Below are 26,751 nucleotides of genomic sequence, written 5' to 3' on the forward strand. Positions count from 1 at the left end.
TTCTGTTTTTAAAATTACTAGAATTGACTAACTTAATTGTTCCGCAAGCAGGACGATGGCTATGCAAATTATCAAAAAAATAATCGCGGCGATTTTGTTGTTCGCCGCTGGTTTTACGGAAACTACAGCGCAAACTACTCAAACGTATAATGTTGACAGCCTGATTAACATCTTATCGGGCAAGCTCAATGACACCAGCAGGATTTGGGCCTTAAATAATCTGGGCAGAAATATCCAGAACTCAGATACTACCTTAGTATTAGCAGAGCAAGCCATTAAATTGTCGCGTAAAATTTCTTTTAAGAAAGGGGAGGCAGAGGCCTACAACAATGTGGGATACTGGTTTAATCAAAGAGGCAATTACCCCAAAGCATTGGAGAGTTATTTACACGCAATTCAGCTCGCCGAAAGCTTTCAATACGACGCAGGACTGATGAGAAGCTACAACAGTATAGCAACAGTCTACTTGTATCTCAAAAATTATAACACAGCGGTTGAATACTCCCGAAAAGCGCGACAATTATCCATGAAGTATAAAGATTTGAATCTACAGACATTATCAGCTTCATGGTTGAGTAAGGCATTTCTTGAATTAAACCGGACGGATTCGGCATTGAAATATGCACAGGAGAGTTATGAAATTGCGAGAACATTAAATGAACCGTTGCCTTTATACTTCGCGACAGCACGATTGGGTGAAATTCATGCAAGCGAAGGAAATTACCCACTTGCGTTGGAATACTTACGACTGTCACTTAGAAATGGTAAGAGGGATGGAAGATATTTTCGAATTGCAGCGGCGCACCAACAATTAGCAGAAGTATTTAAGAAAATGGGCGAACTGGATTCCTGTTTGTCGCATGCTCAAAAAACTTTTGATATCTCGCAACGCGCAAATTTATCCGCCACCTTATTTAACTCTAGTTTACTGTTGTCGGAATTGTTTGAGGGAAAGCAGGACAAGGAAAGCCTGCGATATCATAAACTTGCACTTGCTGCACAGGATAGCCTCTTCAGCCAGGAAAAAAATCAACAAATACAAGCGCTTAGTTTTGGCGAAGCATTGCGGCAGCAAGAGATAGAATCATTAAAAATGATAGAGAAAACCGAAAGAAGAAATAATATTCAATACGGAGCGATTGCCTTAAGCCTGGTTTTGTTTTTAATCGTTTTTTTATTGCTAAGTCATAGTATTTTTGCCAGCCCTCAATTGATAAGATTTTTAGGTGTTCTTGCTTTACTGATTTTATTTGAATTCATAAATCTCTTGCTAGGTCCTTTTATTAGCGGCATCACCGATAACGTACCTTTTTTGATGCTAATTATCATGGTGTGCATTGCTGGCTTGTTAATTCCCATTCATAGCAGGTTGGAAAATATTATTACGGGCAGATTGGTGGAAAAAAATAAAAGACTGAGACTCGCCGCAGCTAAAAAGATGATGGAATCGGTAGGGGTGGACCAACAGGAAAATCCGAAAATAGCAAAGCCTTAATTCTTGATGTAGTTTTGAAGGTTGACGAACGGAATGAAACATCCAGCGCGCGGTATTTTCTCGACATTCCGACAAAATCCACCTGACGTAAATCTTAAATTATAACTCTACCCAAATCTTTTCTACAACCTGGTGGCTAAGCATGGTCTCTTTTTTTGCTTTTGTAACAATGGATAGGGAACCATCGAAAAGTTCTTTTTTCTTTACCGTGATGAGATCACCTATTTGCAATCCCTTAGCGTTCAGATGATCCAAAAAAGATTTTTCATCGTTGCTTACCGCGCTGATGCGTACGGAGGATCCTATAACAGCCTGACTCAATGGAATACTTTTTTGCGATATAATTTTGCCATTTACATCAGGAATAGGCTCGCCGTGGGGATCCGCCTTAGGATAACCTAATAACTCGTCGATTCTGTTATAAAACCTTTCTGAATTAACATGTTCCAGCTGCTCCGCAATTTCATGTACCTCTTCCCATCCTAACTTTAGAATTTTAACAAGAAAGAGCTCGGCAAGCCGATGTTTACGAATGATCGACAAAGCCTCTTTTTTTCCTTTTTCCGTAATTTTTATTCCCTGGTAGGGAGCATAGGATACCAGTTTCTTTACGGACAACTTTTTGATCATGCTCGTAACGGTGGGAAGCTTTACATTTAACTTCTTGGCCAATTCTGACACTGTCACCTCACCCGGCTCGAGCGAAAGGCTATAAATGGTCTTAATGTAATTTTCTTCTGTTAGGGACCCCATTCGTTCAAATTTCGTTCAAAATTAAGACATGTAAAAAGGAAATAGCTAAAATAAATGTTAGATTAGTCTAACATTTGTATTTTGCTCGTCGTATATTTGTGGTATGAGACGTTTAATTTGTTTCTTAACTGTATTAGGGGTCACTGTCGGGATGTATTCCTGTGAGAATTTCGAACCCTCGGCACCTCCGGATGATAGGTTATTGGATGGCCCTGTAGATGGGTTGTCAGCAGCTGAAAATATTAGGTTTTTGAATGGGGATATCGCCTTTAACGACGAGGTCTTTGTTCCGAGCTCAGGATTGGGGCCCTTGTTTGTAGCGAACTCATGCGGCAGTTGTCATCCGGGCGATGGCAAAGGGCATCCCTTCACCACTTTGGTTCGGTTTGGTCAGCATGATGATACCGGTAATCAATACAACCACCTGGGAGGTCCTCAATTACAGAACCGTGCAATCCCAGGGTACCAGCCTGAACAGCTTCCCGCTGGCGTCGGGTTTTCGAAATTAACGCCCCCTGCCAACACCGGGCTGGGTTATATTGATGCTGTAAGCGATGCAGACATTTTATCTTGGGCGGATCCCAACGATGCGGATGGCGATGGCATTAGCGGCGTTCCCAACTGGGTTGAAATGAAGGAGTATTTATTTGCAAGACCTGGCACGGTCGAGGTCAACGGTAGGTATATCGGCCGATTTGGTAAAAAAGGCGCCGCTTATGATTTACATCAGCAAACAGCCCAGGCCTATAACCAGGATATTGGCGTCACTTCGTCATACGAGGCATACGATACATACACCGGCGTTGAGACGGATCCGGAAATTTCCGATCAGACTATTCTCGACGTGGTCTTCTATCTGAAAACATTAAAGGCGCCGATACCCAGAGGATCTCATCAGGAAGAAATTCTTGCGGGTAAATCGATTTTTATGGAAATAGGCTGCGCCAGGTGTCATCGACCTGAAATGAAAACCGGCGCATCATCGATTGCTGCATTATCGGAAAAAACGTTTTATCCCTATACAGATTTATTGTTGCATGATATGGGGCCCGGACTTGATGATGGGTATACAGAAGGCTCTGCCAAAACGAGCGAATGGAAGACGCCGGCCCTTTGGGGATTAGGCTTATCAAAATTTTCACAAGGGGGCGGATATTTTTTACTGCACGACGGAAGAGCCCGAAGTATAGAAGAGGCAATTGTTTTACATGGTGGTGAGGGTGATAGCAGCCGTAAAAATTATGAGTCTTTGTCTCCGGACGAACAAACGAAACTTATCAAATTTTTAGAAAGTCTTTAATCACTATGGATAGAAGGAAATTTACCAAGACATGCATAATGTGCTTAGCCAGTTCAGCAATAGTTCCTGTTATGTCCGCGTGTCAATCGACGTATTACGCAAAGGGCGTATTGGAACCCAATGGCATATCAGTGGCACGTTCCGAATTTACGTATCTCAAAAAAGACCAACCCGTACAACGCGACTACATCATCGTTAGAAACGATTCCATGGAATTTCCAATATACCTGTATAGATTTTCTGATGAGGAGTATGCGGCCCTCCTGATGAAATGTACACACCAGGGCAACGAGCTGCAGGCTTCTGGTGATCATTTGCAGTGCTCCGCCCATGGCAGTGAATTCAGCAACAGGGGTACCGTTGAGCAAGGGCCTGCTGATAAGAACCTCCGAACTTTTAAAGTCAGTACAATAGGTGATAAAATCTTTATCGATCTCAGGGCATGAAAAATCTTATCTGCTGTTTTATTATATCAGGTCTCTTTTACTGCCACGATGTTTTAGCACAGATCGACACAACCCTTTTAAGGAGAGCTGCACCGGATACCTCCCGGATGCAGTTAAACATGGATGCTGTTTATAACCGACCTTTTCTTTCCTTTGGCAAATTGCCCGTAGCGCTGGGAGGATATGTGGAAGCTAACTGGCAACACTTGGGTACCAACGGTGTGAGTGAGGGTCACCAGTTTCAAATGCGCAGGCTGACCTTGTTTGTTGCATCGACAATTTATAGACGCATTAAATTTTTGTCGGAAATAGAATTTGAAGACGGCACAAAAGAAATCAACATTGAGTTTGCCTCCATTGACATTGAGTTTCATCCGCTCTTTAATTTACGGGGTGGTGTTGTAATGAATCCCATTGGTGCATTTAATCAAAATCATGATGGTCCTAAATGGGAATTTGTGGACCGACCGGTTTCTGCAACGCAGATGCTACCTGCTACCTGGAGTAATGTTGGATTTGGTCTGTACGGCAAGTTATACCGGAAAGATTGGGTTTATGCCTATGAAGCATACCTGACGAATGGGTTTGACGACAAGATTATTTCAAATGGAGAAAACAAAACATTTCTTCCGGCCTCGAAGGCAAACCCTGATCGGTTTGAAGAAAGTTTTAACGGTGTGCCATTGATCACAGCGAAAACTGCGATACGATACAAAAAAGTAGGTGAGCTCGGAATATCTTATATGGGAGGTGTCTACAATAAATTTAAAGAGGACGGGTTGGTGTTTGATAAAAAAAGAAGGCTGCATGTGTTTGCCGTCGACTTTAACACAACCGTACCGTTTACAAAGACCTGGATTAATACGGAATGGGCGTGGGTTAATGTCGACATCCCCGAAACGTACAGTCAGCAATTTGGAAACAAACAACGGGGAGGTTTTGTCGATTTCGTACAACCCGTTATTAAAAAGGATATTCTTGGTTTCGAAAGGTCTATGATTAATGCAGTCTTTCGCGTAGAGTACGTCGATTGGAATAACGGTAAGTTTAATGAAACGGGAACAACCATCCGGGATGATTTCTTTTCTGTTGTTCCTGGCGTTAGTTGGAGACCTACGTCACAAACTGTTCTCCGGTTAAATTACCGGTATAACTGGCAGTCCGATATTTTTGGTAACCCCGCAGAAAAGACTGCAGGTTTCCAGTTCGGATTCTCGTCTTATTTTTAAACAGCATTGGGCCAGGTCATTTTCCAGTAAACGGTTACCAAGATATTTCCCCAGCAGGATATTATCTTGCACCATACTGAAGTCTCTCAAAATGATCTAACGATATGGGTAGATACCAATTTCCGGTTTTCAAATATCTATTTAAGATCTCATTATCAGCGCCTCTTAGTGTTGTTTAGTTTTTCCTGGGACTTGCTGCCGAACCTTTTTAAGCGCTGTAACAATTTTCTTTTTAAGCTTGTTAGGTTCCTTTTTATTTTCTCCGATAAGCTCTCCAAATGGTTTTAGTGCGTCTACATTGTCAAAGATAATTTTTGCCATACCCATCAACGGAATCGCCAACACCATTCCCGGGAGTCCCCAGATCAGTTCTCCTGCAATGAGTCCGAGAATGGTAAACAATGGATTGATATTCACTTCTGCACCGACAACCAGTGGCTCAAGAATATAACTTTGGATAAATTGAACGGTGGCGTATGTGATCAGAATTCCAATAATCATATTCGTATCGCCCCCCTGACTAACGGCCATCAATATGGTGAGCAACGTTCCCACTATATTTCCAACAAATGGAACAATCTCGAGAAGGCCGCACAGCACCGCGAAGAAGACAGCATTTTTGACGCCTACAATTGTAAAACCGATGCCATACATGATCCATAGGCCAATGATCATTTGAGAAAGACCTGACAGATACTTTTGAGCGATTTGTTGAATGTTATGGATTACTTTTTTTGCCCTGCCTTCTTCTTTATCCGGTACAATTCTGAGGATGAATCGTTCAAGATGTTCTCTGAAATACAACAGCAGAAAAATGTAGACGAGGACCAGCAGGCTGTTTGTTAACACTCCTCCAAGTCCGCCGATGAGTCCTGCAACGGGGCCCTGTTTTCCACCGCCGGACTTTTGTTGCTCTTTCAACATCTGTTCTTGCTTTTCTGGCGGTACACCTAGCTTCTCACTAATGAGTTGTTGAGCCTGCTGGTATTTTTCTGTGATTTGTTTTTCGAGTTTTGAAGTATCTTCTGCGAGGTCGGAAACTTGCCAGCTCAAGAAGGCTAATATCCCTGCGAAGATTCCCACCAGCAGGAGAATGGAAAGGATCGTAGCTACCGCTTTGTTCACCCCTTTTTTCTGCAATCCATTACAGATGGGTAATAGAAGCATCGATAAGATTGCTGCAAAGGCGAGTGGTACTAAAAATGGTTTTCCGAATTTTAGAATGATAACACCGAGTACAATGATAAGAAGGAGTGCTGCGGTCTTAAAGAGTTTTCGTTCCTGCATAATATTGCTGTTCACGCAATGATTTACTTAGAGATGAAACATTCAGAACCCTTTAAAGTTTGGTTAATGTAGAATTTGGTTGATGGTTGACCTTGCCTGATATTGATTGGATAACTTACAGGTGGACGTGACGTGCCCTAAACGACGAAGGTAAATCGTTTAACAATAGCTTCAGTTAATTCATTCTGGAATCGAACGATAAAAATCAGAGAGGAGGAGCTAAGATGTTTTCAACAACCCATCGGTCAATTTTTTCCACTGTATTTTCGAAAAGCTTGCAACACCAGCAGCACCTACAACGGCGTCACGAATTTTATCCGACGTACGTTCCGCAGATGTGTTCGGTTTTGTATTTCTGTCGTGTATGGATGCCGTGATGGTGTTCCCGTTTCGTTCAACAACAAATGAACTTGTGGACTGATCCGAATAAAAGTGAGCCACATCGTTTTCATTACTTTGCGGATTGTCGGTAGGACGGACACGAAATGCAAACCGGTCACCATTCGGAGTGTTATCATTTTCAACGTCTTCCACCTGCACCCAATCATAACCTTCGCCACTTTTAGTCCCAGGACCCGGTATATCTATTTTGAAATAATCTCCCTTCTGAACATCTCGTTGCACCTCAGTTCCCTGGGGATCTACCAACTGAAAAACAGCAGACAAATTTCCAGCATACGATTTCCATTCGTTCACATTTTGCAGCCGGCTTTTAACGGTTTTAAAAAAAGCTTTCGCATCTTCCTCACTCGGTAAATCAACAGTGCTTTCAGCATCAATTGCTTTTCCCGTATGTTGATCAGGGACAATGTCGGAGGGCTTTTTTTCTTTCATAACCGTCTCATTTTAAAAATTCGTTGAAGGCATTTGATACAAACTCAACCATTGTGCACTAATCGCGTGCCATTTGACGTCGCGACAATGATGCAGTAGATTATTGGTTGTGAATGAGATTGTCTAGAGTACGTCAGATCGTCGCTTCTAAAAAAACTCAAAAAAGGCTCATCAGAAAAACATTCGCGCAGTTAGAAGATCTTCACTCACATACTTATCAAGTCCAATGAATGAACATAAGATTGCTCATTTCATTAAAACCTTCAGCCAAGAAACTTAATCATAGGAAAGGCACACGATGTTAATTTGCCTGGTCAATGCTTGCGTTGTATCATCATCGTGCAGCATCAAATTATCAGCTGGCGAAGCAGCGTTTTAGAAAGATCTAGAAGCAAATCGCGTAAGGCGTTTGGTCACCAGGGAAATGATGTTTTAAGCACAATATTTTCCACAGTTATTGATTTATTTCTACACTTAGGCGATAACGAAGGTCGCCGTTTACCTTGACAACATAACGTTTATGGCTTGCCCACGAACGAAGGCACGATATTGTCTTCATTGTTCGCAACTGAAATCTGACGATAACTCATGAGTAAATATTGGTACAAAAATGCTGTAATATATTCGTTGCATGTCGAGAGTTTTATGGATGCCGATGGCGATGGCATCGGGGATTTTAAAGGACTCACGCGATCACTTGATTATTTGGCCGGGCTCGGTGTTTCATGTGTTTGGTTGTTGCCTTTTTTTCCATCACCCAATAGAGATCATGGCTATGATATCTCTGATTACTTAAACGTCGATCAGAAATTTGGAACGTTAGGGCACTTTGTAGAATTTGTAGACGCTGCCGAAGAATATGGAATTCGTGTTATCATCGACCTTGTATTAAATCACACCTCGGTGGATCATCCGTGGTTTCAGGAAGCGAGGAAAAACAAAAACTCAAAGTATTACAACTATTATATATGGTTGGATGAAAAGCCAGCCAATTCACATGAGGATATCATCTTTGCCCACCATCAGGATGGTAATTGGGAATACGATGAAGTGGCTGGCCAATATTTTTATCATACATTTTATCAGCACCAACCCGATCTGAATATTACAAACCCGGATGTGCAGGAAGAGATACGGTATATTCTTCAATTTTGGTTAAAACTCGGTATTTCCGGATTTCGCATGGATGCCGTGCCTCACATGCTCCGAAACAAAGGCAAATCAAAATTTAAAGGAGACCCTTTTAAGTTTCTGCGGGACCTTCGCAGTTTTATCCAAGATCAACGGAACGACGCCATACTTCTGGCGGAGGTTGACACTGAACCCGAGAAGTACGAAGATTTCTTTGGGCAGGGCGACCAGGTGCAGATGTTGTTTAATTTCTATTTAAATAATTATATATACCTGGCACTTGCGAGAAAATCGGGTAAGCCTATTGCAAAAGCGCTGAAAGATATTCCTCAAACTTCTATTAAGGAACAAATGGGGACTTTTATCCGAAATCATGACGAACTGGACCTGGAACGCTTAACCAAGAAGGAGCGCGAAGAGGTATTCAAAGCTTTTGCGCCCGAACCAAATATGCAAATTTACGGTCGGGGTATACGTCGTCGTCTCGCCCCTATGCTGGGCAATAACAGGGCATGGATTGAACTGACTTACAGTCTATTATTTTCTTTGCCGGGTACTCCCGTATTAAGATATGGTGATGAAATTGGAATGGGAGATGATCTTTCCCTGGAGGAGCGAAATAGTGTACGCACCACCATGCAATGGTCCATGGAAAACCATGGAGGTTTTTCCGCTTCTAAAAAACAAGACATCCCGTTGCCGGCTATTAAAGACGGTAAAAATGGATACAAAAAAATCAATGTGCATGATCAAATGCGAAATCCTAAGTCATTGCTAAATTGGATGGAGCGGGCTATCAGTGTCAGAAAAGAATGCAGGGAATTTGGGTGGGGCGATTATGAACTGATTAAAACAAATAACGACAGGGTGTTGGCCCACTTTTGTCATTGGCAAAATGGTCACACCCTTGCCGTTCATAATTTTAACAACAAAGCGTGTGAGGTGAAATTACGCTTGACAAAAGACCAGGCGGATCACCTCATCGAATGTTTTGCCGATCGGCGTTATACACCATTCGATGTCTCAACGAGGATACTGAAACTTGGACCTTTCGGATATCGGTGGTTTAGAAGGAGTTCATTATTCTTATAAAACATGGCAACATCCGCGCTTTACATTCCACCTGAATGGGATTATAATCCTTCTGCATGGTCACAACGTTGGCCACTCATCCTCATTGCGTTGGTTGGCTTTCAAATCGCATTGTACCTGGGGTTTTATCAACTGGGTATTGTGGCTGAAGTGTGGGACCCATTTTTCGGAAAAGGAAGTGAGAAAGTTTTGAACTCAGCAGTTTCAAAGGCGTTGCCGGTGCCCGATGCTATACTGGGTGCATTTAGCTATTTGTTAGATGCGGTTACAGGTGTCGTTGGAGGTACCAAACGATGGAAGACAAAACCATGGATTGTTGTGCTGTTTGGACTTGCAACGGGGCCGCTAGGCTTAACAAGCGTTTTGTTGGTAATATTGCAACCTGTTCTGGTCGGCGCATGGTGCACGCTATGCCTCGTGACTGCCGTGATTTCCATTGTTATGATTAGTCCGGCCATGGACGAATTATTGGCGAGCCTCCAGTATTTAAAGCGCGCGAAGCGGGAAGGACACTCGTGGTGGGATGCATTTTGGGGTAAGACTTCCGTACATACTAAAGTGCAATAGCTATGTGGGCAGCGGTTATTAGCGTTTTAATTGGTTTGTGGATGATGGCTGCGCCTGAATACTATGCATTTGGCCACATCGAAGGGAAGAATTTTTTTATCGTCGGGCCTTTGGTGGTAACTGCCGCTGTTATTGCAATTTGGGAAGTTAACCGGTCTGCTCGATACTTTAATTTTGTAGCCGGTATATGGATGATGATCTCACCATTGTTACTGCCGTATGAAACGCAATTGGGCATTACAGGAAGTGTAGTTTCCGGCGTACTACTTATTATCTTGTCGTTAATTAAAGGAAAAATTACCCGTAGATATGGCGGTGGATGGGAGCCATTGTTCAAAGAAGATTATTCTTTTTTCAAGGACAAAGTGGTGGTTATTACCGGTGCAACGGGTGGGGTAGGGCGTGTTGCGGCATGGCATTTTGCAAAGGTGGGAGCGCGGGTTGTTCTCATTGCTCGTGACAAAGAGCAATTGGAAAACACGGCCAAAGAAGTTGAAGTTTACGGTGGCCTGGCGATGGCTATTCCGATCGACGTAGCAGATGCTCAAAAACTCGAAGAAGCCGTTGAGCGTATAGAGCATGAGTGGGGCCCCATCGAGGTATGGGTCAACAACGCGATGAACAGTGTGTTTGCTCCATTCAAGGAGATTACCCCCAAGGAATTTGCGAGGGTGACAGAAGTGACTTACCTGGGAACGGTGTATGGCACCATGGCTGTGCTTAACAGAATGTTATCGCGTAATAGAGGTTCAATTGTTTTCGTCGGCTCAGCATTGGCCTATCGAGGTATTCCATTACAGTCTGCTTACTGTGGCGCAAAGCATGGCATTCAGGGATTTTATGATTCATTGAGAACGGAATTGATGCACGAGAAGTCAAACGTAAAAACTTGTATGGTCCAGCTTCCTGCCATGAATACAACACAGTTCGGATGGGTACTAAATAAATTGCCGAATAAAACCAGACCGATGGGAAAAGTCTATCAGCCAGAGGTAGCGGCGCGGGCGATTTTGTTTGCAGCACTTCATAATCGAAGGGAAGTGCTGGTTGGTTTCCCTACCTACAAAGCTATTGTTGGAAATAAAATCGCACCCTGGTACGCCGATTGGGTTTTAGCACGGCAAGGGTTTAAAGGTCAACAAACCGATGTACCAGTAGATCAGGATAGAAAAGATAATTTGTGGAAACCTGTAGGAGAAGATCGCGGTGCTTACGGCGCGTTTGAAGATATCGCGACCGGCAAAAGTTTTACGCTATGGATTTCAATGCATCGCAATTGGGTACGGGCTGCCGTTTTTATTGCCGTGGTCGTTATACTCACGCTGTTATATTTTTATTAATGGGTTACCGTCTAAGCCCCTGCTGCAGGAGGGTTATGGATGCTACACAGATGGGTTGTTTCGTCGATGGAACTGCTGGCATATTTCCCTCATCATTTATGCTACATCACGGGTCGAAACAATCGTTTCATTTTGTCCTCACAGCCACTCACCTCAAGGGATCGTTATCATTTATTTTTCCAGCCTGAAATAAGTCCTCGACACTGCGCTTATTCCTGCGTCGTTTATGATTCAGTACGTTAGAACTTTCCATGTCGCCACGGTCAGGGTACACGATTGGTACTGTTAAACATACACTTTGCATGGGTAGCACATCCTGCCAATCAATGATCAGTTGTTTATAAGCTTTGCCCACCGCCCGAATGTTTCGGTTTAGATCGTATAGGCCTAGCGTGTTTACATTTCCATTATTTTCCCGAAGGGCAGAATCCCAATCCACCTGGTCGGTAAGCGAATACCAGGTAAATCCTAAGATGGGCATCCCGTCGTTCCGGACCCGCATGACATTCGCCCATTGCTTCCAAAGCCAGTTAGCAGCGGCATCGCCTGAGGGTCCTTCCTGCATATTCGTTTCTGTGTGCATAATGGGTAGCCTATAACGGTCATAATATTGAGATGTGATGGTATGATATCCAAAGATCTCCCCCGATGCACGGGTGCTCCCATCCTCAGCAACACGATGCTCGTTGGTCATGTAGTAATCATTGCCCATGATGCAATGACGCTTTAAATTGTTGGAAGTGAAGAAATGATATTCCTCACGTGTCATCCCATTATCCATGAGATACTCATACATCTCTGATTCCACTCTTTTTCCATAGTTGAGATCCAGGGATAAAAACCTTCTGGCATTCATCAACTCCGCCGGTTTGATCGCCTTAGGATTTTCTGCGTGGAAATATTCCGAAGACTCGCTTTGAATAAATATCGCGTTCGGCCGAACTTTCAAGATTTCCTGCATCGCCAGTACATTTGCCTTCACAATATGTTTCAATGCCGTTACAAAGGAGAGATCGGTGGTGAGTTGCTCGTTCCACCATCCATAGTAGGCAGAAAAAATCGCGCAGATATACATCTCGTTGACGGGTGTATACAGCTGGACCCAGGGAAACCTGTTGGCGAATGCCGCTGCATACCCGGCAAAAAGCCTGGGAAAATCTGGATTTTGAAAATTTCCGATCCAATCGGGAACACCGAAATGACATAAGTCTACAATGGGAACTATCTTTCGTTTACGAAGATCCTGAAAGGTTTCGTCGGCGAAACTCCAGTCATATTTATTTTCACCTAAAAAGGTTCGGTGGATAGGTGGACCGTAACGCAAAAATCGGATTCCCAGCTCTTGTACCAGCTCAAAATCTTTTTGCCAATATTTGTAATGGCCACACTTTTCAAATTCGTCCATTCTTACCCGGCCATTGTTGATCGTTGGAATGCTGTTTTCTATTCCAGTCGCAAATAAAAATCGATACGGCATAAGGATTTTAATTATGTGAAAAGAAATTTTTTATTGTCAGGATGGCTGTTGTTCAAGGGAAGAAGCATTGATTGTATCAAATGCTTGCTTAAGGATGTTATACGGCCGGTAACCTACAATGATGATCCCTTTATTAGATGCGGGATTTTGGAAGGTTAGCGTAGGGAACCGTCCTATGGAGTGGAACTTTGTTTTTTGTAAATCATTTCTGAATGCTTCTTTTCCATTTCCCTGATCCCAGTCCTTTTGAAAAGTTGAAAAGTTAAACAACTCGGATTCTAATGTTTTTGCAACAGACAAAAGTATCTCGGGTTTCGAAATATTCTGGCCGTCTTCCATCAGCGCCTTTCGAATTAGCTGTAAATATTTTTCTGCTGCTGCTTGCGACTGTAGCCCTACCGTTTTAACGGCAATGCAAGCTGGATATGAAGAGCTTGGGGGGTCTTCATGCCAGATGCTGTATTTCATCTTCGTCTGTGTGACTTCACTAGCGTGCATCCAAACGGGACCCATCTGAATAGGCCTGGTAACGGAATTGATGGGATCATTGTAATTTTTCCAATGCGGTATCAGGCCACCCATAACATAGTTATGACTGATCTGGCCGCCATATTCGGCAAGAAGTTTTTGCCAGTGTATTTCGAACGCCCAACTCCAACAGCAAAGTGGGTCAGTATAATAGTTGATTTTTATCTGACCCACTTTGTCTGTGTTATTTAGATTTTTTTGCTGAAGATTTTGCTTTTGAAATTGCTGCATCGGGGTTTTTTCTAGTTCTACCACTTGACAAGTCTCCACCAGGGGTCGTTCCAGAAGGCCCGCCATACGAGCTCCACTGTTTTTCTCCTATCGGTGTAGCTGCTGTAACTTCCGCGCTCCTCTCTTTGCTCAGTTCTTCATCCATTTTACGAACGGTAGATTCAGTTCGTTCCGTACCTTCGATCTCCTGGTCGACCAGTCCATTAGTGGCTGCGACATGGGCAATCGGGTCATCGATATATTGCCAAACTTCACCGAGTTCCGGACTCACGCCATCGTTCCATGGTCCGCGTACTTCCTGTCCGTTAGACATGTTAAAATACGTATTGCTATGCCGTGGATCTCCTTGAAGAACACCTGGCGGAAAGTTTGGAGTAATGGTTTGCAATGCAGCATCAAACATTTGGAAGTGCGCGATTTCCCGCGTCATCAAAAACTTCAATGTTTCCTTTACGTATGGATCGTCTGTGAATTTCATCAAATATTCGTAGACAATTTTTGCACGTGCCTCGGCACCCATATTTGAACGTAAATCAACAGTAAGGTCACCGTTGGCATTCACATAGGTACCGCTCCATGGTATACCCCTGCTGTCAGTTAGCACGGGGCCGCCAGCGCTTTCCACAAGGAAATGCGGATTTGCCATGGCTTCGTGGATGACATTTTCTTTTGAGGCCTTTCCGCCGAGCAGTTTCATGATCTCTGATTCATCCGCTGCGTCTTTTAGTTTTCCGTTGACGCCGGAAAGAAGCATTTGAATCGTAGCGCCAACAATTTCGAGATGGCTGAATTCCTCGGTAGCAATGTCCATCAATAAATCATATTTATCTGGATATGGCTCTTTTGCACCGAAGGCTTGCACAAAGTACTGCATAGCAGCTTTCAGTTCACCATTAGGTCCACCAAATTGCTGTAATAGTAAATTAGCAAATCGCGGGTCTGGTCCTGAAACTCTTGCATTGAATTGTAAATCCTTTACATGATAGAACATAATGTGTTGTTTTAATTTTTTTTAATGCGTCAACTAATATGCCACGCGTTTGTCATCTTGTGATTTTTCGCGTCCACTTTCCGTAATGACCAGAATTTCTACTCTCTCTTTCGAAATAGTTGCTTGATGGATTTCAAAGCTTCACTGTGCGCATGCAGTTTTGGTTAGGCAATTCCCCGCTGTGAGAATGTTTTGCCTCAAACGTATGGAGGTCAGCGGGCCATATCACTCGTGAATTTTAATACCGATTTTTTGGTATTTTTTATTCTGACAATAATCTGTCGTTCAGAATTTTCTACAGATTGAGGAACAACCTTCACGAATGAAAATAGTGTATTCCTCTTCGTACCTTTTTTTTATCATTAATAATTGCCACGTCTCGATACATAATATCTGGCATAGAATTGTAATAATTCTTGGCGCCCGTTAGCCGCATTTTAACTTTCATTAAAATTTTAAACATTATGAATACGCCAGAAACTACAACGTTGATTTGCTTTTCGCATCTCCGCTGGAACTTTGTCTACCAACGGCCGCAACATTTAATGAGCCGGTTCTCCAAGGCGATGCGTGTTATCTACATTGAGGAACCATACTTTGACGATACGGTTTCATTTGAAATTACCAACGTGAGCGATAACTTATGGATTGCTGTTCCACACCTGCGAAAAGGAATGAGCGATTCGGAGATCATCAAGCACCAGCGGGACTTCATCTCCAGGATGCTTGTTAATATGAACATTAGCCAATACGTTGCCTGGTACTACACACCGATGGCGTTGCGATTTACGGATCATCTTAATCCATCAGTGATCGTGTACGATTGCATGGACGAATTGACGGGGTTTAAATTTGCGCCGCAAGAGCTCAAAGACCTTGAAAAAAAGTTACTGCAGAAAGCGGACGTGGTGTTTACCGGTGGGTACAGTCTCTATGAAGCTAAAAAACACCAGCATCATTCTATACATCCGTTCCCGAGTAGTATTGAATACCATCATTTTGCGAAAGCAAGAACAATTGTCGAGGATCCCATTGACCAAATCAACATATCCAATCCACGCTTTGGTTTTTATGGGGTTATCGATGAAAGAATGGATATTGACCTAGTGCGGGACATCGCTGAGCAAAGAAGTGAATGGAATATTATCTTACTGGGGCCGGTGGTCAAAATCAGCGAACAGGATTTGCCTCGCCTTCCTAATATTCATTATCTGGGAATGAAAAAGTATGAAGAACTGCCTTCATACCTGGCAGGATGGGATGTTGCCATTATGCCTTTTGCCCGAAACGAGGCCACCAGGTATATCAGCCCAACTAAAACTCCGGAGTTTTTAGCTGCAGGAAAGCCAATCATATCCACACCGATACACGACGTAGTTAAACAATACAGTACTGTTGTTCATTTTGCGGAGACGGCAGAAGAGTTTATTCACATCGCGGAAAATAAGATTGTGCAGAATCAGATGTGGTTAGATAACGTTGATGAAATTTTAAAAGAAAATTCATGGGATAAGACATGGCATAAAATGAATGAATTGATTTTGACAGCCTTAAATTCTACAGAAAATAAACTAGAAGAAAAAAGACAAGAATATGTTTGATTATATGATCGTTGGCGCAGGGTTCGCAGGGTGCGTGCTCGCGGAGAGGTTGGCTACAGTAGCGAACAAAAAAGTGTTGATCGTAGAACAGCGTGATCACATCGGAGGAAACGCCTATGATTACTATAACCATAACGGAATTCTGGTACATAAATATGGCCCCCATATTTTTCATACCAACAGCAAGAAAGTTTTTGACTACCTAAGTCAGTTTACATTGTGGCGGCCCTATGAACATCGGGTGTTAGCGAGTGTCGATGGACAGTTGGTTCCACTTCCTATCAATCTTACTACTATCAACACGCTGTACGGGCTACGCTTAAATTGTGATGAGGTTGAAAGTTTTTTCAACCTGAAGGCTGAAAAAGTAGATAAGATCCGAACCTCCGAAGATGTTGTAGTTAGTAAGGTAGGCCGGGAGTTGTATGAGAAATTTTTCAAGGGGTATACAAAAAAACAATGGGATTTGGATCCTTCTGAGCTGGATGCATCGGTTGCTTCCCGTGTTCCTGTGCGGATAAATAAAGACGATCGTTATTTTACAGATTCATACCAGGCTATGCCGCTGCATGGTTATACTAAAATGTTTAGAAACATGTTGTCGCATCCTAATATTAAGGTGATGCTGAACACCGACTACAAGGAGGTCGTGGATTTTATTCCTTTTCACCGAATGATTTATACCGGACCAATTGATAATTACTTTGACTATTGTTATGGAAAGCTCCCGTACCGGTCAATCGAGTTTAAATTCGATACCCTGGACACGGAACATTATCAGCCGACGGGAACTGTTAATTACCCGAATGAACACGCGTACACCCGCATTACGGAATTTAAGCATCTTACCGGACAACGGCATTCAAAGACAACCATCGTTTATGAGTATCCGAAAGCAGATGGTGATCCTTACTATCCGATCCCCCGTCCGGAAAATGCCGAACTCTACAAAAAATATAAGTTGCTTGCAGACAGCATGACAAATACTTTCTTTACAGGAAGATTAGGTACCTATAAGTATTATAACATGGATCAGGTTGTTGCACAATCACTAACGTTGTTTGAAAAGCTGACACAACAGAAAATTAAACTCGAGCTTAATGGACATGCCAAGGCTTCCTGAAATTTGGGGCGGACTGGAATGTTCTTTTACGCGAGTCCGCGATTCCTATGGCGACCAGCTTGATTATTGTGGCCACTACCGAAGGGGTGTACAGGATATTGAGTACATCGCACAAGTTGGTTTCCGTGCCCTGCGATATCCTATTATATGGGAACGTTATAAGCCTGGCCAGGACGATGTTTCCTGGGATTGGCTTGAAAGGCAATTGAATGCCTTACGGTATTATAACATAAAACCGATCGCAGGTCTTGTGCATCACGGCAGCGGGCCAATTCACGCATGTGTTAATGATCCGTGCTTTAGTAAGGAAATCGAGAAGTTCGCTGCTCAGGTGGCTCGTAAATTTCCCTGGATCGAATATTACACCCCCATAAATGAACCACTAACTACGGCGCGGTTTTGCGGGCTTTATGGGTTTTGGTATCCGCACAAAAAAGACGCGAAATCTTTTGCGGAAATTTTGCTAAATGAATTAAAGGCAACCGTTTTGTCCATGAAAGCTGTACGGAAAGTCAACCCACATGCAAAGCTGGTTCAAACAGAGGATTTAGGTAAAACTTATAGCACGCCGTTGCTGACTTATCAGGCCGAATTTGAAAATGAACGGCGTTGGCTTTCCTATGACCTGTTGTGTGGTGTGGTTAAGCCAGGACATCCTATGTGGCAATATTTAACCTGGGTTGGAATACAAGAAGATGCGTTGGCATTTTTTATTGATAATCCCTGTCCTCCAGATATTATCGGTGCTGATTATTATGCAACATCCGAACGCTTTTTGGATGAGCATATAAACAATTATCCCCCGCATGTTCACGGATCAAATGGAAAGCACAGGTACGCCGATGTGGAAGCGATCCGGATAAAACTTAACAAGCCGCATGGACCTAAAGTCTTGTTGCAAGAGTGCTGGAACCGGTATAAAATTCCTATTGTAATAACGGAAGTACATATACATGGTACTGCCGAAGATCAGATTCGTTGGTTCAACCATATCTGGAGTACCTGCCTGGACCTAGTGAAGAACGGGGTAGATATTAAGGCTGTTACCGCCTGGGCAATGTTCGGTTCTTATGGCTGGAGCAAATTATTAACGGAGCCACCAGGCGAATATGAAAGGGGGGTGTTCGATCTGTCGCCAGGTTATCCGAAGCCGACCGCATACACTCGTTTTCTAAAGGCGTTGGCAGACGACCCTTACTTTAAACATCCGGCATTGTATGAGAAGGGCTGGTGGCAATTGGAAAATCGATTTTTAATGGCAGATCGAATTGATCAATAGAATTGATTTTAGGTAGGTGCAGAATGACTGTTTTTAAATGGTCGTTTTGTTTGCGTCAGCTAGTATAAATTCGTTATGAATGTTTTCAAATCCTTGATTATTGTTCAATCGTCATACACATTTATAACAGCAGCGTGGCCCATCGTGCATATACAAAGTTTCATGGAAGTTACGGGATATAAGACGGATGTGTGGCTGGTAAAAACCGTGGGCGCATTATTGATTCCTGTTGCCTCATGTCTTTTTTCTTTCTTGTGGATCTGGAGAGATCGGAGGCCCGCAGTCATTCTTGGAGTCCTGACTTGCCTTGCATTTATCAGCATTGATTTTTACTACGCCTTAACGGATGTGATTTCTGACATCTACCTGGTTGATGGATTCGTCCAGATTGTCTTTCTATTTTGTTGGATTTATATTTTAGCGAAACACCATGACAGGTTGATTCAGAGGAGAAGTAATGAATAACAAAAATTCGACATAGGCATTCTGTAGAAACTATCATCTAAAAATTTAATGCTTGTGCTTTGCCGAGTCTAATTTATCTGTAATGATAAATTGTCGGAATTCACCTCTTTCCCAGGCGTTGGCTAGCGGATCGACTTGTGGGGTAGAAATGTCAGCCCTGTTTTTTCTTTTTTCATCCGTGGAAATATTGAAGCGCTCGTCCCGGTCCTGTACAAGCTTTGGATCGATTTGACCATCCTTTGTGAACCCCATCATGATCATTGGACTTCCGACAGGGAGCTCTCTTTCTTGATCGGTATGCCAGGTATGAATGGTTTTTCCGTAAGTAGATACCAATTTTTCCATAAGCTCATGCTCTACCGCGTCGGGTATACCTGGGGCAACCAACGTTCCAGACGTCACTTCATAATGATGCGAGTGCCATAATTTTTTTTCTTCTTTTGGAAGCTGTTGAAAAATTTTTTCTGACACGATATATTCAACACCCATAATCTTTGCGTCCTCTCCGTTTCCGTCATAAATTATCGCCTGATGGAAATCTTCATTGAGTTGAGAGACATAATGATGTGCTTCCATCTGTGCTTTCATATTCCCGTTGTAAAAGTGAAAGCCATCCAGGTAAGTATTTATTTTCTTCAAAGGCGATTTATTCTGTATCAGGTCGGCCCCCGATTCAAGTGTTTTTGATTTTGAATCTTTTTCCCCACCAGGTACCTCGACATTCGATCCGGTGTTCTTTCCGCCGCAGTTTACTAAAAGTAAAAAACAAAAAGCCATGGGATAATGATAGTATTTCATAAAGCATGAATTAAATATGAAATGATAAGTCATCACCAGCGCTAAATTGATACCGATTTTTTTAAATGACTGTCATTGAAAAAATGCCGGCTTAACCTAAGTTGTCTAATCGAGTTTTAACGGTGGGGTGGTTTCCTCACAATTGTGGGGAATTTTTTCGTTCTAAACATTGGGGTGGAAAAATTAGCCTTTCTATACGATGATATTCCCTTACAATAAATCTGATTATGTGGTTAAACGATGAGTCGATACAAAATTTTTGGCGATATCCTTGTGAGGCATAATTTTTGACTTCCCTCTACTACATTTCAGTGTTTGGACAATTCACTTTAAAAAAAAATAGTATGCTGGCAATGAATTACAGAGGACCTTTCAGAGTCCGCGCAGATCATAATAAACCTGACCCGGAAATTCTTCATCCTAACGATGCGATCATTCGTGTAACACGTTCGTGTATTTGTGGATCAGACCTTCACTTATACCATGGACTTGTTCCTGATACGCGTGTAGGAATGACATTCGGTCATGAGTTTACAGGAATAGTAGAAGAAATTGGTTCGGGAGTACAGAACTTAAAGGTTGGTGACCATGTCATGGTTCCGTTTAATATAGCTTGTGGCGTCTGCCCATTTTGTAAACAGGAGCTTTATGGTAACTGTCACGAATCCAACCCTGAGGCTACCGCAGTAGGAGGAATATTCGGATATTCTCATACGGCGGGCGGATATGATGGAGGACAGGCGCAGTATGTGCGTGTACCCTATGCGGACGTTGGCCCTATGGTAATTCCACCGGATATGGATCTTGACGATGCAGTGCTTTTAACGGACGTGGTGCCGACGGGTTATCAGGCGGCTGAAATGGGTGGCATAAAGCCAGGTGATACGGTGGTGGTTTTCGGCGCCGGTCCGATCGGGATCATGGCTGCAAAATGTTCGTGGCTATTTGGTGCAGGAAGAGTAATTATTATTGATCAGCTTGATTACCGGCTTGAGTTTGCCCGGACCTACGCGCAATGCGAGGCTTATAATTTTAAAGAACTTGGCGATCCCGTGTTATTTCTCAAGAGAACAACTGATTTTTTTGGAGCCGATGTTTGTATTGACGCTGTGGGATGCGAAGCCGCAGGAAGTAGCATGCAGACATTGACTGGTCGAAAGATGATGCTTCAGGCGGGATCTGCTACGGCGTTACATTGGGCTATCAACTCCGTTAAAAAAGGCGGCGTAGTTTCTATCGTTGGCGTATATGGCCCAACGGGTAACTTGATACCCATTGGGAATGTAGTTAACAAAGGTCTGACCATTCGTGCTAACCAGGCTTCTGTGAAACGCCTGATGCCTAAGCTGATTGAACATGTGCAGGCGGGACGCCTTAATCCGAAAGAGATAATAACACATCGGATTCCTTTGGAAGAAGTGTCCGAGGCTTATCATATATTTTCTACCAAGCTTGATAATTGCATTAAACCTATTCTCATTCCTTCATAAATTTAAATCATATGGAATCAACAATTAAAACCCCGACACGCGAGCATGAAAATATTAAAGGCTGGGGCATCGATGCGGACAGGGAAAACGAACCAACGTATCCGATGAAAAAATTTACGGGCGACGACAGAAAGCGTCTGAACTACGCACGTCCGCCTTTACAAACCACCGATATCGAAGTTTTGCAATCTAATGAGAGACCTGGCCTTACAGCGGTATTTGGTACCTCTACACCACCATCGGGCCTGAGTGGTAAAATCAGGAGATATGCATTTCAATTCAGTGAAGGTAGTTGGGGACATTGGTTGCCGTTAATACTGGCTGACAGGGTAAACGTAATAGAAGGTATTATCGATGACATAAAACAAGGACACTTCCCTAACCTTCTGGCTGAGCGCGGCTGGAAAGCAGAATGGAAATATAATCGCAACGGTGTAATTAAAAAGGCAGTAATTGGTGCAGCAGTTGCCACAGCGGTTGTTGCTTTGATTGCACTCAGAAACAAAAATAAAGACCGTAGTAACGATTAATCATTGTTTAAGGGTTCTCAAAGTAACGGAATAGCGTAAGGTTTTGACAGGCATTATACTATGTTGCCATTCCGTACGAGAGGCGCCTTGCAGCACATACAATGACCGTTTTTCCAACGGGAAGGAAATGATTGCTTTTCGATTTTGCTTCGCTTTGTCATGTGGGCGAAAACGAAAGGTGCAATTGCTTGCTAACGAAATGCCAACGATCATATCAAAAGGCGGTGCATCGCGATGCCAGTTGATGACAGAGCCAGGAGGGTACTCCGTGATAAGCATTTCAGCAAATTCGTTTAATGCATTTACCCTGCGCCTGACTTTTTGAAGAAGCCAATCAAAATCCGTTGGTATATCCGCTCCTTTTGTTAGGACTCGTTTATCAAAACTATAGTCATAACCAAAGCTGGCCACCTTTCTTTTCGCCTCATATCCCTGGAAAATAAACGTATGAAGCGATGTTTCTTTTATCTGATTGCACAGATGTTCCTCTTCTAAGGGCGATAGGAAATCCGGGAGATATACAAAGCCTTCCGGCAGAAACTTGTCAAAAGGAAAAAGGGTATCCATGATCGTTTTCTTCTTGTATAGGACACCTGTTATGTTAAAATTGTTCCCTGGATATCTAATTTACAGCAGTGTTATAACGGATAATAAAAATGCACGACATTTTCCGGTATACCGCCCGTGGCGTGATAAAAATCTAAGGCATGCGTATCGACAAGATCAGCCTGAACAAATACTTCTTTAAATCCCATCGCCTTACAATCTTTTTTTAATAGAAACATCAATTGCTTTCCAAATCCTTTTCGCTGATGCGCTGGCCTGATGGCCAAATCATAAACGTAGACTTCTGCAGATGTAAAATAGTAGGAAGGGAGGATATGAGCAGTTAGGCCGCCGATTACTTCTTTGTTCGAGCGAACCACGTATATCATAAACGTTGGATTCTTTAGCAATGTCGACAGATATTTATCATCTGGAATGTTAAAATTCACCATTTCAAAAGTTTCTTCAAAAACTGTCAATAGCCCTTTGAATAAGTTTAGATCATCGGCACTAGCTTTTAATATTTCTACATTATTTTCCATGGCACTGATGTTAATGGTAGTCCGTATGTTCTGGGTATTTTTTTCGCTGTGGAATCGTTTTCTAAGTGTTGAGATATTGCCATAGGCCGGGGTTAACGAACTATGAAACTATGCAAATTTAAGGCGAACCGCATATGGTTTAACGTTTGTGCTTCTCTTCAAAAACCAAAAATATATAACTATATGAAGATTATATCAACGAAGGTTCATGGGGTATTGGATTATCTCATGGGCGCTATCTTAATAGTAGCTCCGTGGTTATTAAATTTTAATCGAGGTGGAGCAGAGACCTGGATACCTGTTGCCTTGGGTGCCGGCGCGATTATGTACAGTTTGTTCACAAATTATGAATTAAGCGTTTCTAAAAGTATTTCTATGCGGACGCACTTAACGCTTGATCTCATGTCGGGAATTTTGTTAGCAGCGTCGCCATGGATTTTTGGATTTAACGACTATGTTTATCTACCGCACCTGATCTTAGGTATTGTTGAAATCGGTGCAGCCTCCATGACAGAGGTAACTCCGCGCTATGACTATAGCGCTGGTCACAACGTGCATTAGTTTTTTTCTTTTTGTTAAAGATGAAGGCCAGTGTTCTGGCTTTCATCTTTGCTGTGTTTAGGTAAAAAAGCTAGCTCTTTTATATTATTGCATTACCCACCGCACAGCGGTGACGACGATGTCCGTAATGAGTTGCAATAACCCCATCATAAAATGCTACATCTTTTTATAATTGAAGACGACGAAGACGACAGAGATTTACTCTGCGACGCGATTCATGAAATCGAACCAAAAATTAAATGTTTCCTGGCCCGGAATGGTTAAGAAGCGTTGACTAGCCTCGCCTCGATCAATTCCCAAAACCAAGATTAATTTTTTTTGATTTAAACATGCCGCGTAAAAACGGTGTTCAATGCTTAAAGGAACTCAAAGGCGATCGGTTGTTACGGGACATCCCGGTCGTTATTTATACAACGTCGAAAAGCATCGAAAAAAAATGGAATGTGAAAAGTTGGGCGCAGTCCATTTTATAACTAAACCCACGAGCTTCAATGAACGCTGTCGAGTCATCTCAAATGTGCTTTATAGAGAAATGATAATTCACGACTAGTGTGTTTGCTAAACCCAACAATATTTTGACCGCTGGGGCTCTTGGGGTTTTACTTATATGTAAAAGCTTACAAAAAGGTACCTCAGCGCAAGCCTCGCGGCCGAAGATGGACCTTGCCAGCCATGGTACAGTGGTAGCAAGTTAGCAGACGCCTCAAGCGTGCCCCGGTACGTTCATCATGCCTATTACGGACCTGTATAATCATAAACTGGTCGATGTGGAGAACCGTTCAAAGAATTGGCCGGTTACATCAGGGCCGCTACTTTCGGAAAGAATAAAACTCACAACCCTTGAGTTATGCACATTGTGTATAACTATTGTGGATAAGATCATGATTAGGAAGTAGTTACAAATGTCCCTGTGGATTTTTTTTCACAATAAGCAAGGGATTAAATTCCCCTTTGGCGATTTCTATGACATGCGTGCGGGAGTTCCGGGAATGCTTTTTTATTGGCCGTAGCGGAAGGAATAACAAAAGCGGCTGACAACTTTTTTGCCCTTATGATGAAGATCTTTTTGGTTCGAAGACATTCGTCATCCCCTTCTTCATCAAAAAATCAGTCCTTTGTTCACGCGATTCAAACTCCTCTCCGGTGAAGTAAGTTGAGTAATAGATAACAGTAATGAAACTATTCGTTTAAACTGTTGTGATAAACAACGTCTGCTTATGGCGTGGCGTTTGGATCACGAGGATAACATAAAGTACTGCAGGTTAGCAATGCTATCGTTGTCTGTAAAGGCGGAAGGAATTCCGCCTTTACTTTTTTGTATATTGGACACAATGGAAATCATAGTCCGGGAAGTGTCATCGAAAAAGGATTTTAAGACCTTTATCACATTTCCAAACTGTCTTTATGCCCGGCATCCCTATTGGGTTCCTCCATTACAAGCCGACGAGAAAGCTACGCTTTCCGCGAATAAAAATCCGGCCTTTGAATATTGTGAAGCAACGTACTGGCTGGCCTATATAAACAACCAGCCTGTCGGGCGAATCGCGGGTATTATTAACCATGCCTTTATAGCTAAATCCGGCAACCAGTACGCACGCTTTGGCTGGTTTGACTTTATCGATGATAGCGACGTTTGTGAAGCATTATTAAATGCTTTGGAAGTTTGGGCATTGAAGAAGGGTATGGTCGCTGTGCAGGGGCCTTTGGGCTTTACCGACTTTGACGCTGAGGGAATGTTAGTCGACGGATTCGATAAACTGGGTACTATGACCACCCTTTATAATTTTCCATATTATCCGAAGTACCTGGAAAAATTTAACTACAACAAAGACGTAGACTGGATTGAGTTTGAAGTATTGATCCCTGCAGTGATTCCTTCCCGGGTTGTGAAACTGGCTGATGCGGCAACGGCAAAGTATAATCTTGAGGTTTTGAAGGTGCGGACATCGCGCGAATTGTTGCCTTATGCATCCGGCTTGTTTGGGCTGATTAATCAATCATTTGCAAACTTATACGGTGTTGTGCCATTGTCTGCCAAGCAAATCGAGGCATATACAAATCAATATTTTTCATTTATCAGTCCGTCGTACGTTTCGTTGGTTTTACGACAAGGCAGTGTAGTAGCTTTTGCAATTGCTATTCCGTCGTTATCAAAAGCTTTACAGAAAGCGAAAGGAAAACTTTTTCCAGCAGGAATATTTTATCTATACCATGCGTTGAAAAGAAATTCGGTTGCAGATCTCTATCTCATCGGTATTCACCCGGAGTTGCAAGGCAAGGGAGTCACAGCATTGTTGATTCAAGACCTGAGCAAAAAATTAAGAAGAAAAAATATCACCACTGCCATTACCCATCCAATTTTGGAGAATAACAGCCAGATGATTTCTTTCTGGAAGGATTATGAAAATAGATTTTATAAACGGCGCAGGTGTTATATTAAATTCCTAAATATGTGATGATGGCGACTTCTTTCTCTAAGGTTTCAACGGCATGGCATCATGCATGGCAGTCAAAACAGTTCAGAACTCAGGCAGTTGTCACCGCGCTATTGCTGGTATTCCTGGCCTTTTCCATCAATAAGTTTTTTGCATTTATTCAGACAAGGCAGGGGGCTCCGCTGAATGATCCGATACTGAATGAGATTCCACCTTATGATATGTCTGTTTACATTTTTGTGCTGATTTATCTGGGATTGATCATTGGGCTTATGTATCTGATACCTTATCCTATGATTTTATTGCGGGTACTACAAGCTTATGTGATGGTTGTATTTATAAGGGTATGTACGATTTTTATGTTTCCATTGGAGCCGTCGGAGTCGATTATTCCGTTAAGGGATCCGTTGATTGACCAATTTTTTTACGCTAACAATGTGATTACAAAAGACCTTTTTTTCTCCGGCCATGTAGCTACGTTGTTTTTGCTGGTGCTTGCCCTGCCGAATCCGCTCATGAAGTATTTATATGTAGTGATTACCCTGGCCGTTGCGATACTGATTCTTATACAACATGTCCATTACTCCATTGACATCATAGCCGCCCCGGTTTTTGCCTGGATTTGTTACAGGTTAACAAAACTGTTTGAGGTAAACCGTCAAGTCGGTGGTTGAAAAGCA

At 42.6% G+C, this 26,751-nt stretch carries 25 protein-coding genes; 16 read left to right on the plus strand and 9 right to left on the minus strand.

The window, feature by feature from the left end; translation table 11 throughout:
• The first annotated feature begins 61 nt into the window (after positions 1-61).
• A complete protein-coding gene (locus tag P2W71_RS11150; RefSeq protein ID WP_276370865.1) occupies positions 62-1,495 on the plus strand; it encodes a tetratricopeptide repeat protein in 1,434 nt (477 codons plus the stop codon).
• Between the two features lie 99 nt (positions 1,496-1,594).
• Here the strand turns inward: P2W71_RS11150 and P2W71_RS11155 are convergent, their stop codons facing one another.
• Positions 1,595-2,248 (minus strand): metal-dependent transcriptional regulator, encoded by a 654-nt coding sequence (locus tag P2W71_RS11155; RefSeq protein WP_276370867.1) that lies wholly within the window; start codon positions 2,246-2,248, stop codon positions 1,595-1,597.
• Positions 2,249-2,351: 103 nt separating this feature from the next.
• Here P2W71_RS11155 and P2W71_RS11160 point away from each other — a divergent pair, with 103 nt between their 5' ends.
• The 3 genes from P2W71_RS11160 to P2W71_RS11170 are packed head-to-tail and all read left to right on the plus strand — an operon-like array spanning position 2,352 to position 5,223.
• Positions 2,352-3,548, plus strand: coding sequence for a di-heme oxidoredictase family protein (locus tag P2W71_RS11160; RefSeq protein ID WP_276370869.1), 1,197 nt, complete (start codon positions 2,352-2,354; stop codon positions 3,546-3,548).
• A 5-nt stretch (positions 3,549-3,553) separates the two neighbouring features.
• Positions 3,554-3,994, plus strand: a complete 441-nt coding sequence (locus P2W71_RS11165) for a Rieske (2Fe-2S) protein (protein WP_276370871.1) — start codon at positions 3,554-3,556, stop codon at positions 3,992-3,994.
• Entirely contained in the window at positions 3,991-5,223 is a 1,233-nt protein-coding gene (locus P2W71_RS11170; RefSeq protein ID WP_276370873.1) for a hypothetical protein, read from the plus strand. Before P2W71_RS11165 ends, P2W71_RS11170 begins: the two co-directional genes overlap by 4 nt.
• Positions 5,224-5,388: 165 nt before the next feature.
• Here the strand turns inward: P2W71_RS11170 and P2W71_RS11175 are convergent, their stop codons facing one another.
• Both P2W71_RS11175 and P2W71_RS11180 read right to left on the minus strand, forming a co-directional pair.
• Positions 5,389-6,510, minus strand: a complete 1,122-nt coding sequence (locus P2W71_RS11175; protein ID WP_276370875.1) for an AI-2E family transporter — start codon at positions 6,508-6,510, stop codon at positions 5,389-5,391.
• Between the two features lie 219 nt (positions 6,511-6,729).
• Entirely contained in the window at positions 6,730-7,344 is a 615-nt protein-coding gene (locus tag P2W71_RS11180; RefSeq protein WP_276370878.1) for a hypothetical protein, read from the minus strand.
• 588 nt (positions 7,345-7,932) lie between these two features.
• Between P2W71_RS11180 and P2W71_RS11185 the strand changes: the two genes are divergently transcribed.
• From P2W71_RS11185 to P2W71_RS11195, 3 genes are read left to right on the plus strand one after another with little or no spacing between them, the layout of a single operon-like run.
• Positions 7,933-9,567 (plus strand): alpha-amylase family protein, encoded by a 1,635-nt coding sequence (locus P2W71_RS11185; RefSeq protein ID WP_276370880.1) that lies wholly within the window; start codon positions 7,933-7,935, stop codon positions 9,565-9,567.
• Positions 9,568-9,570: 3 nt separating this feature from the next.
• On the plus strand, positions 9,571-10,134 hold the full coding sequence (locus P2W71_RS11190; RefSeq protein WP_276370882.1) for a vitamin K epoxide reductase family protein: 564 nt from the start codon (positions 9,571-9,573) through the stop codon (positions 10,132-10,134).
• 2 nt (positions 10,135-10,136) lie between these two features.
• Positions 10,137-11,474, plus strand: coding sequence for an SDR family oxidoreductase (locus tag P2W71_RS11195; RefSeq protein WP_276370884.1), 1,338 nt, complete (start codon positions 10,137-10,139; stop codon positions 11,472-11,474).
• Positions 11,475-11,622: 148 nt separating this feature from the next.
• Here the strand turns inward: P2W71_RS11195 and P2W71_RS11200 are convergent, their stop codons facing one another.
• The 3 genes from P2W71_RS11200 to P2W71_RS11210 are packed head-to-tail and all read right to left on the minus strand — an operon-like array spanning position 11,623 to position 14,701.
• Positions 11,623-12,951 carry a family 1 glycosylhydrolase gene (locus P2W71_RS11200; RefSeq protein ID WP_276370886.1) on the minus strand — a complete coding sequence of 443 codons (1,329 nt, stop codon included), beginning with the start codon at positions 12,949-12,951 and terminating at the stop codon, positions 11,623-11,625.
• Between the two features lie 36 nt (positions 12,952-12,987).
• A complete protein-coding gene (locus P2W71_RS11205; protein ID WP_276370888.1) occupies positions 12,988-13,710 on the minus strand; it encodes a DsbA family protein in 723 nt (240 codons plus the stop codon).
• Positions 13,664-14,701, minus strand: coding sequence for a manganese catalase family protein (locus P2W71_RS11210; RefSeq protein WP_276370890.1), 1,038 nt, complete (start codon positions 14,699-14,701; stop codon positions 13,664-13,666). The genes P2W71_RS11205 and P2W71_RS11210 overlap by 47 nt, the downstream gene beginning before the upstream one ends.
• A gap of 464 nt (positions 14,702-15,165) precedes the next feature.
• On the opposite strand from P2W71_RS11210, the gene P2W71_RS11215 reads away from it, so the two are divergent.
• From P2W71_RS11215 to P2W71_RS11230, 4 genes are all read left to right on the plus strand, one after another.
• Positions 15,166-16,302, plus strand: a complete 1,137-nt coding sequence (locus P2W71_RS11215) for a glycosyltransferase family 1 protein (protein WP_276370892.1) — start codon at positions 15,166-15,168, stop codon at positions 16,300-16,302.
• Complete coding sequence (gene glf / locus P2W71_RS11220) at positions 16,295-17,425, plus strand: UDP-galactopyranose mutase (protein ID WP_276370895.1); 1,131 nt, start codon at positions 16,295-16,297, stop codon at positions 17,423-17,425. Before P2W71_RS11215 ends, glf begins: the two co-directional genes overlap by 8 nt.
• A complete protein-coding gene (locus P2W71_RS11225; RefSeq protein WP_276370897.1) occupies positions 17,403-18,704 on the plus strand; it encodes a family 1 glycosylhydrolase in 1,302 nt (433 codons plus the stop codon). The genes glf and P2W71_RS11225 overlap by 23 nt, the downstream gene beginning before the upstream one ends.
• A 75-nt stretch (positions 18,705-18,779) precedes the next feature.
• Positions 18,780-19,169 (plus strand): hypothetical protein, encoded by a 390-nt coding sequence (locus P2W71_RS11230; RefSeq protein WP_276370899.1) that lies wholly within the window; start codon positions 18,780-18,782, stop codon positions 19,167-19,169.
• Between the two features lie 45 nt (positions 19,170-19,214).
• Here the strand turns inward: P2W71_RS11230 and P2W71_RS11235 are convergent, their stop codons facing one another.
• Positions 19,215-19,967, minus strand: a complete 753-nt coding sequence (locus P2W71_RS11235; protein WP_276370901.1) for an OBAP family protein — start codon at positions 19,965-19,967, stop codon at positions 19,215-19,217.
• A gap of 344 nt (positions 19,968-20,311) precedes the next feature.
• Here P2W71_RS11235 and P2W71_RS11240 point away from each other — a divergent pair, with 344 nt between their 5' ends.
• Both P2W71_RS11240 and P2W71_RS11245 read left to right on the plus strand, forming a co-directional pair.
• Positions 20,312-21,457: a zinc-dependent alcohol dehydrogenase gene (locus tag P2W71_RS11240; RefSeq protein WP_276370904.1), complete on the plus strand. Its 1,146-nt coding sequence runs from the start codon at positions 20,312-20,314 to the stop codon at positions 21,455-21,457.
• Positions 21,458-21,468: 11 nt separating this feature from the next.
• Positions 21,469-21,987 (plus strand): hypothetical protein, encoded by a 519-nt coding sequence (locus P2W71_RS11245; RefSeq protein ID WP_276370906.1) that lies wholly within the window; start codon positions 21,469-21,471, stop codon positions 21,985-21,987.
• Here the strand turns inward: P2W71_RS11245 and P2W71_RS11250 are convergent, their stop codons facing one another.
• Both P2W71_RS11250 and P2W71_RS11255 read right to left on the minus strand, forming a co-directional pair.
• Positions 21,988-22,554: an alpha-ketoglutarate-dependent dioxygenase AlkB gene (locus tag P2W71_RS11250; RefSeq protein WP_276370908.1), complete on the minus strand. Its 567-nt coding sequence runs from the start codon at positions 22,552-22,554 to the stop codon at positions 21,988-21,990.
• 71 nt (positions 22,555-22,625) lie between these two features.
• The gene (locus P2W71_RS11255; protein WP_276370910.1) at positions 22,626-23,075 is read right to left on the minus strand and encodes a GNAT family N-acetyltransferase; all 450 of its coding nucleotides are present in this window, start codon (positions 23,073-23,075) and stop codon (positions 22,626-22,628) included.
• A 183-nt stretch (positions 23,076-23,258) separates the two neighbouring features.
• On the opposite strand from P2W71_RS11255, the gene P2W71_RS11260 reads away from it, so the two are divergent.
• From P2W71_RS11260 to P2W71_RS11270, 3 genes are all read left to right on the plus strand, one after another.
• Entirely contained in the window at positions 23,259-23,636 is a 378-nt protein-coding gene (locus P2W71_RS11260) for an SPW repeat protein (RefSeq protein ID WP_276370913.1), read from the plus strand.
• A gap of 1,217 nt (positions 23,637-24,853) precedes the next feature.
• Positions 24,854-26,092 carry a GNAT family N-acetyltransferase gene (locus tag P2W71_RS11265; RefSeq protein WP_276370915.1) on the plus strand — a complete coding sequence of 413 codons (1,239 nt, stop codon included), beginning with the start codon at positions 24,854-24,856 and terminating at the stop codon, positions 26,090-26,092.
• The gene (locus tag P2W71_RS11270; protein ID WP_276370918.1) at positions 26,092-26,745 is read left to right on the plus strand and encodes a phosphatase PAP2-related protein; all 654 of its coding nucleotides are present in this window, start codon (positions 26,092-26,094) and stop codon (positions 26,743-26,745) included. The genes P2W71_RS11265 and P2W71_RS11270 overlap by 1 nt, the downstream gene beginning before the upstream one ends.
• Positions 26,746-26,751 lie beyond the last annotated feature (6 nt).

Source organism: Chryseolinea sp. H1M3-3 (assembly GCF_029360725.1).
GTDB lineage: Bacteria > Bacteroidota > Bacteroidia > Cytophagales > Cyclobacteriaceae > Chryseolinea.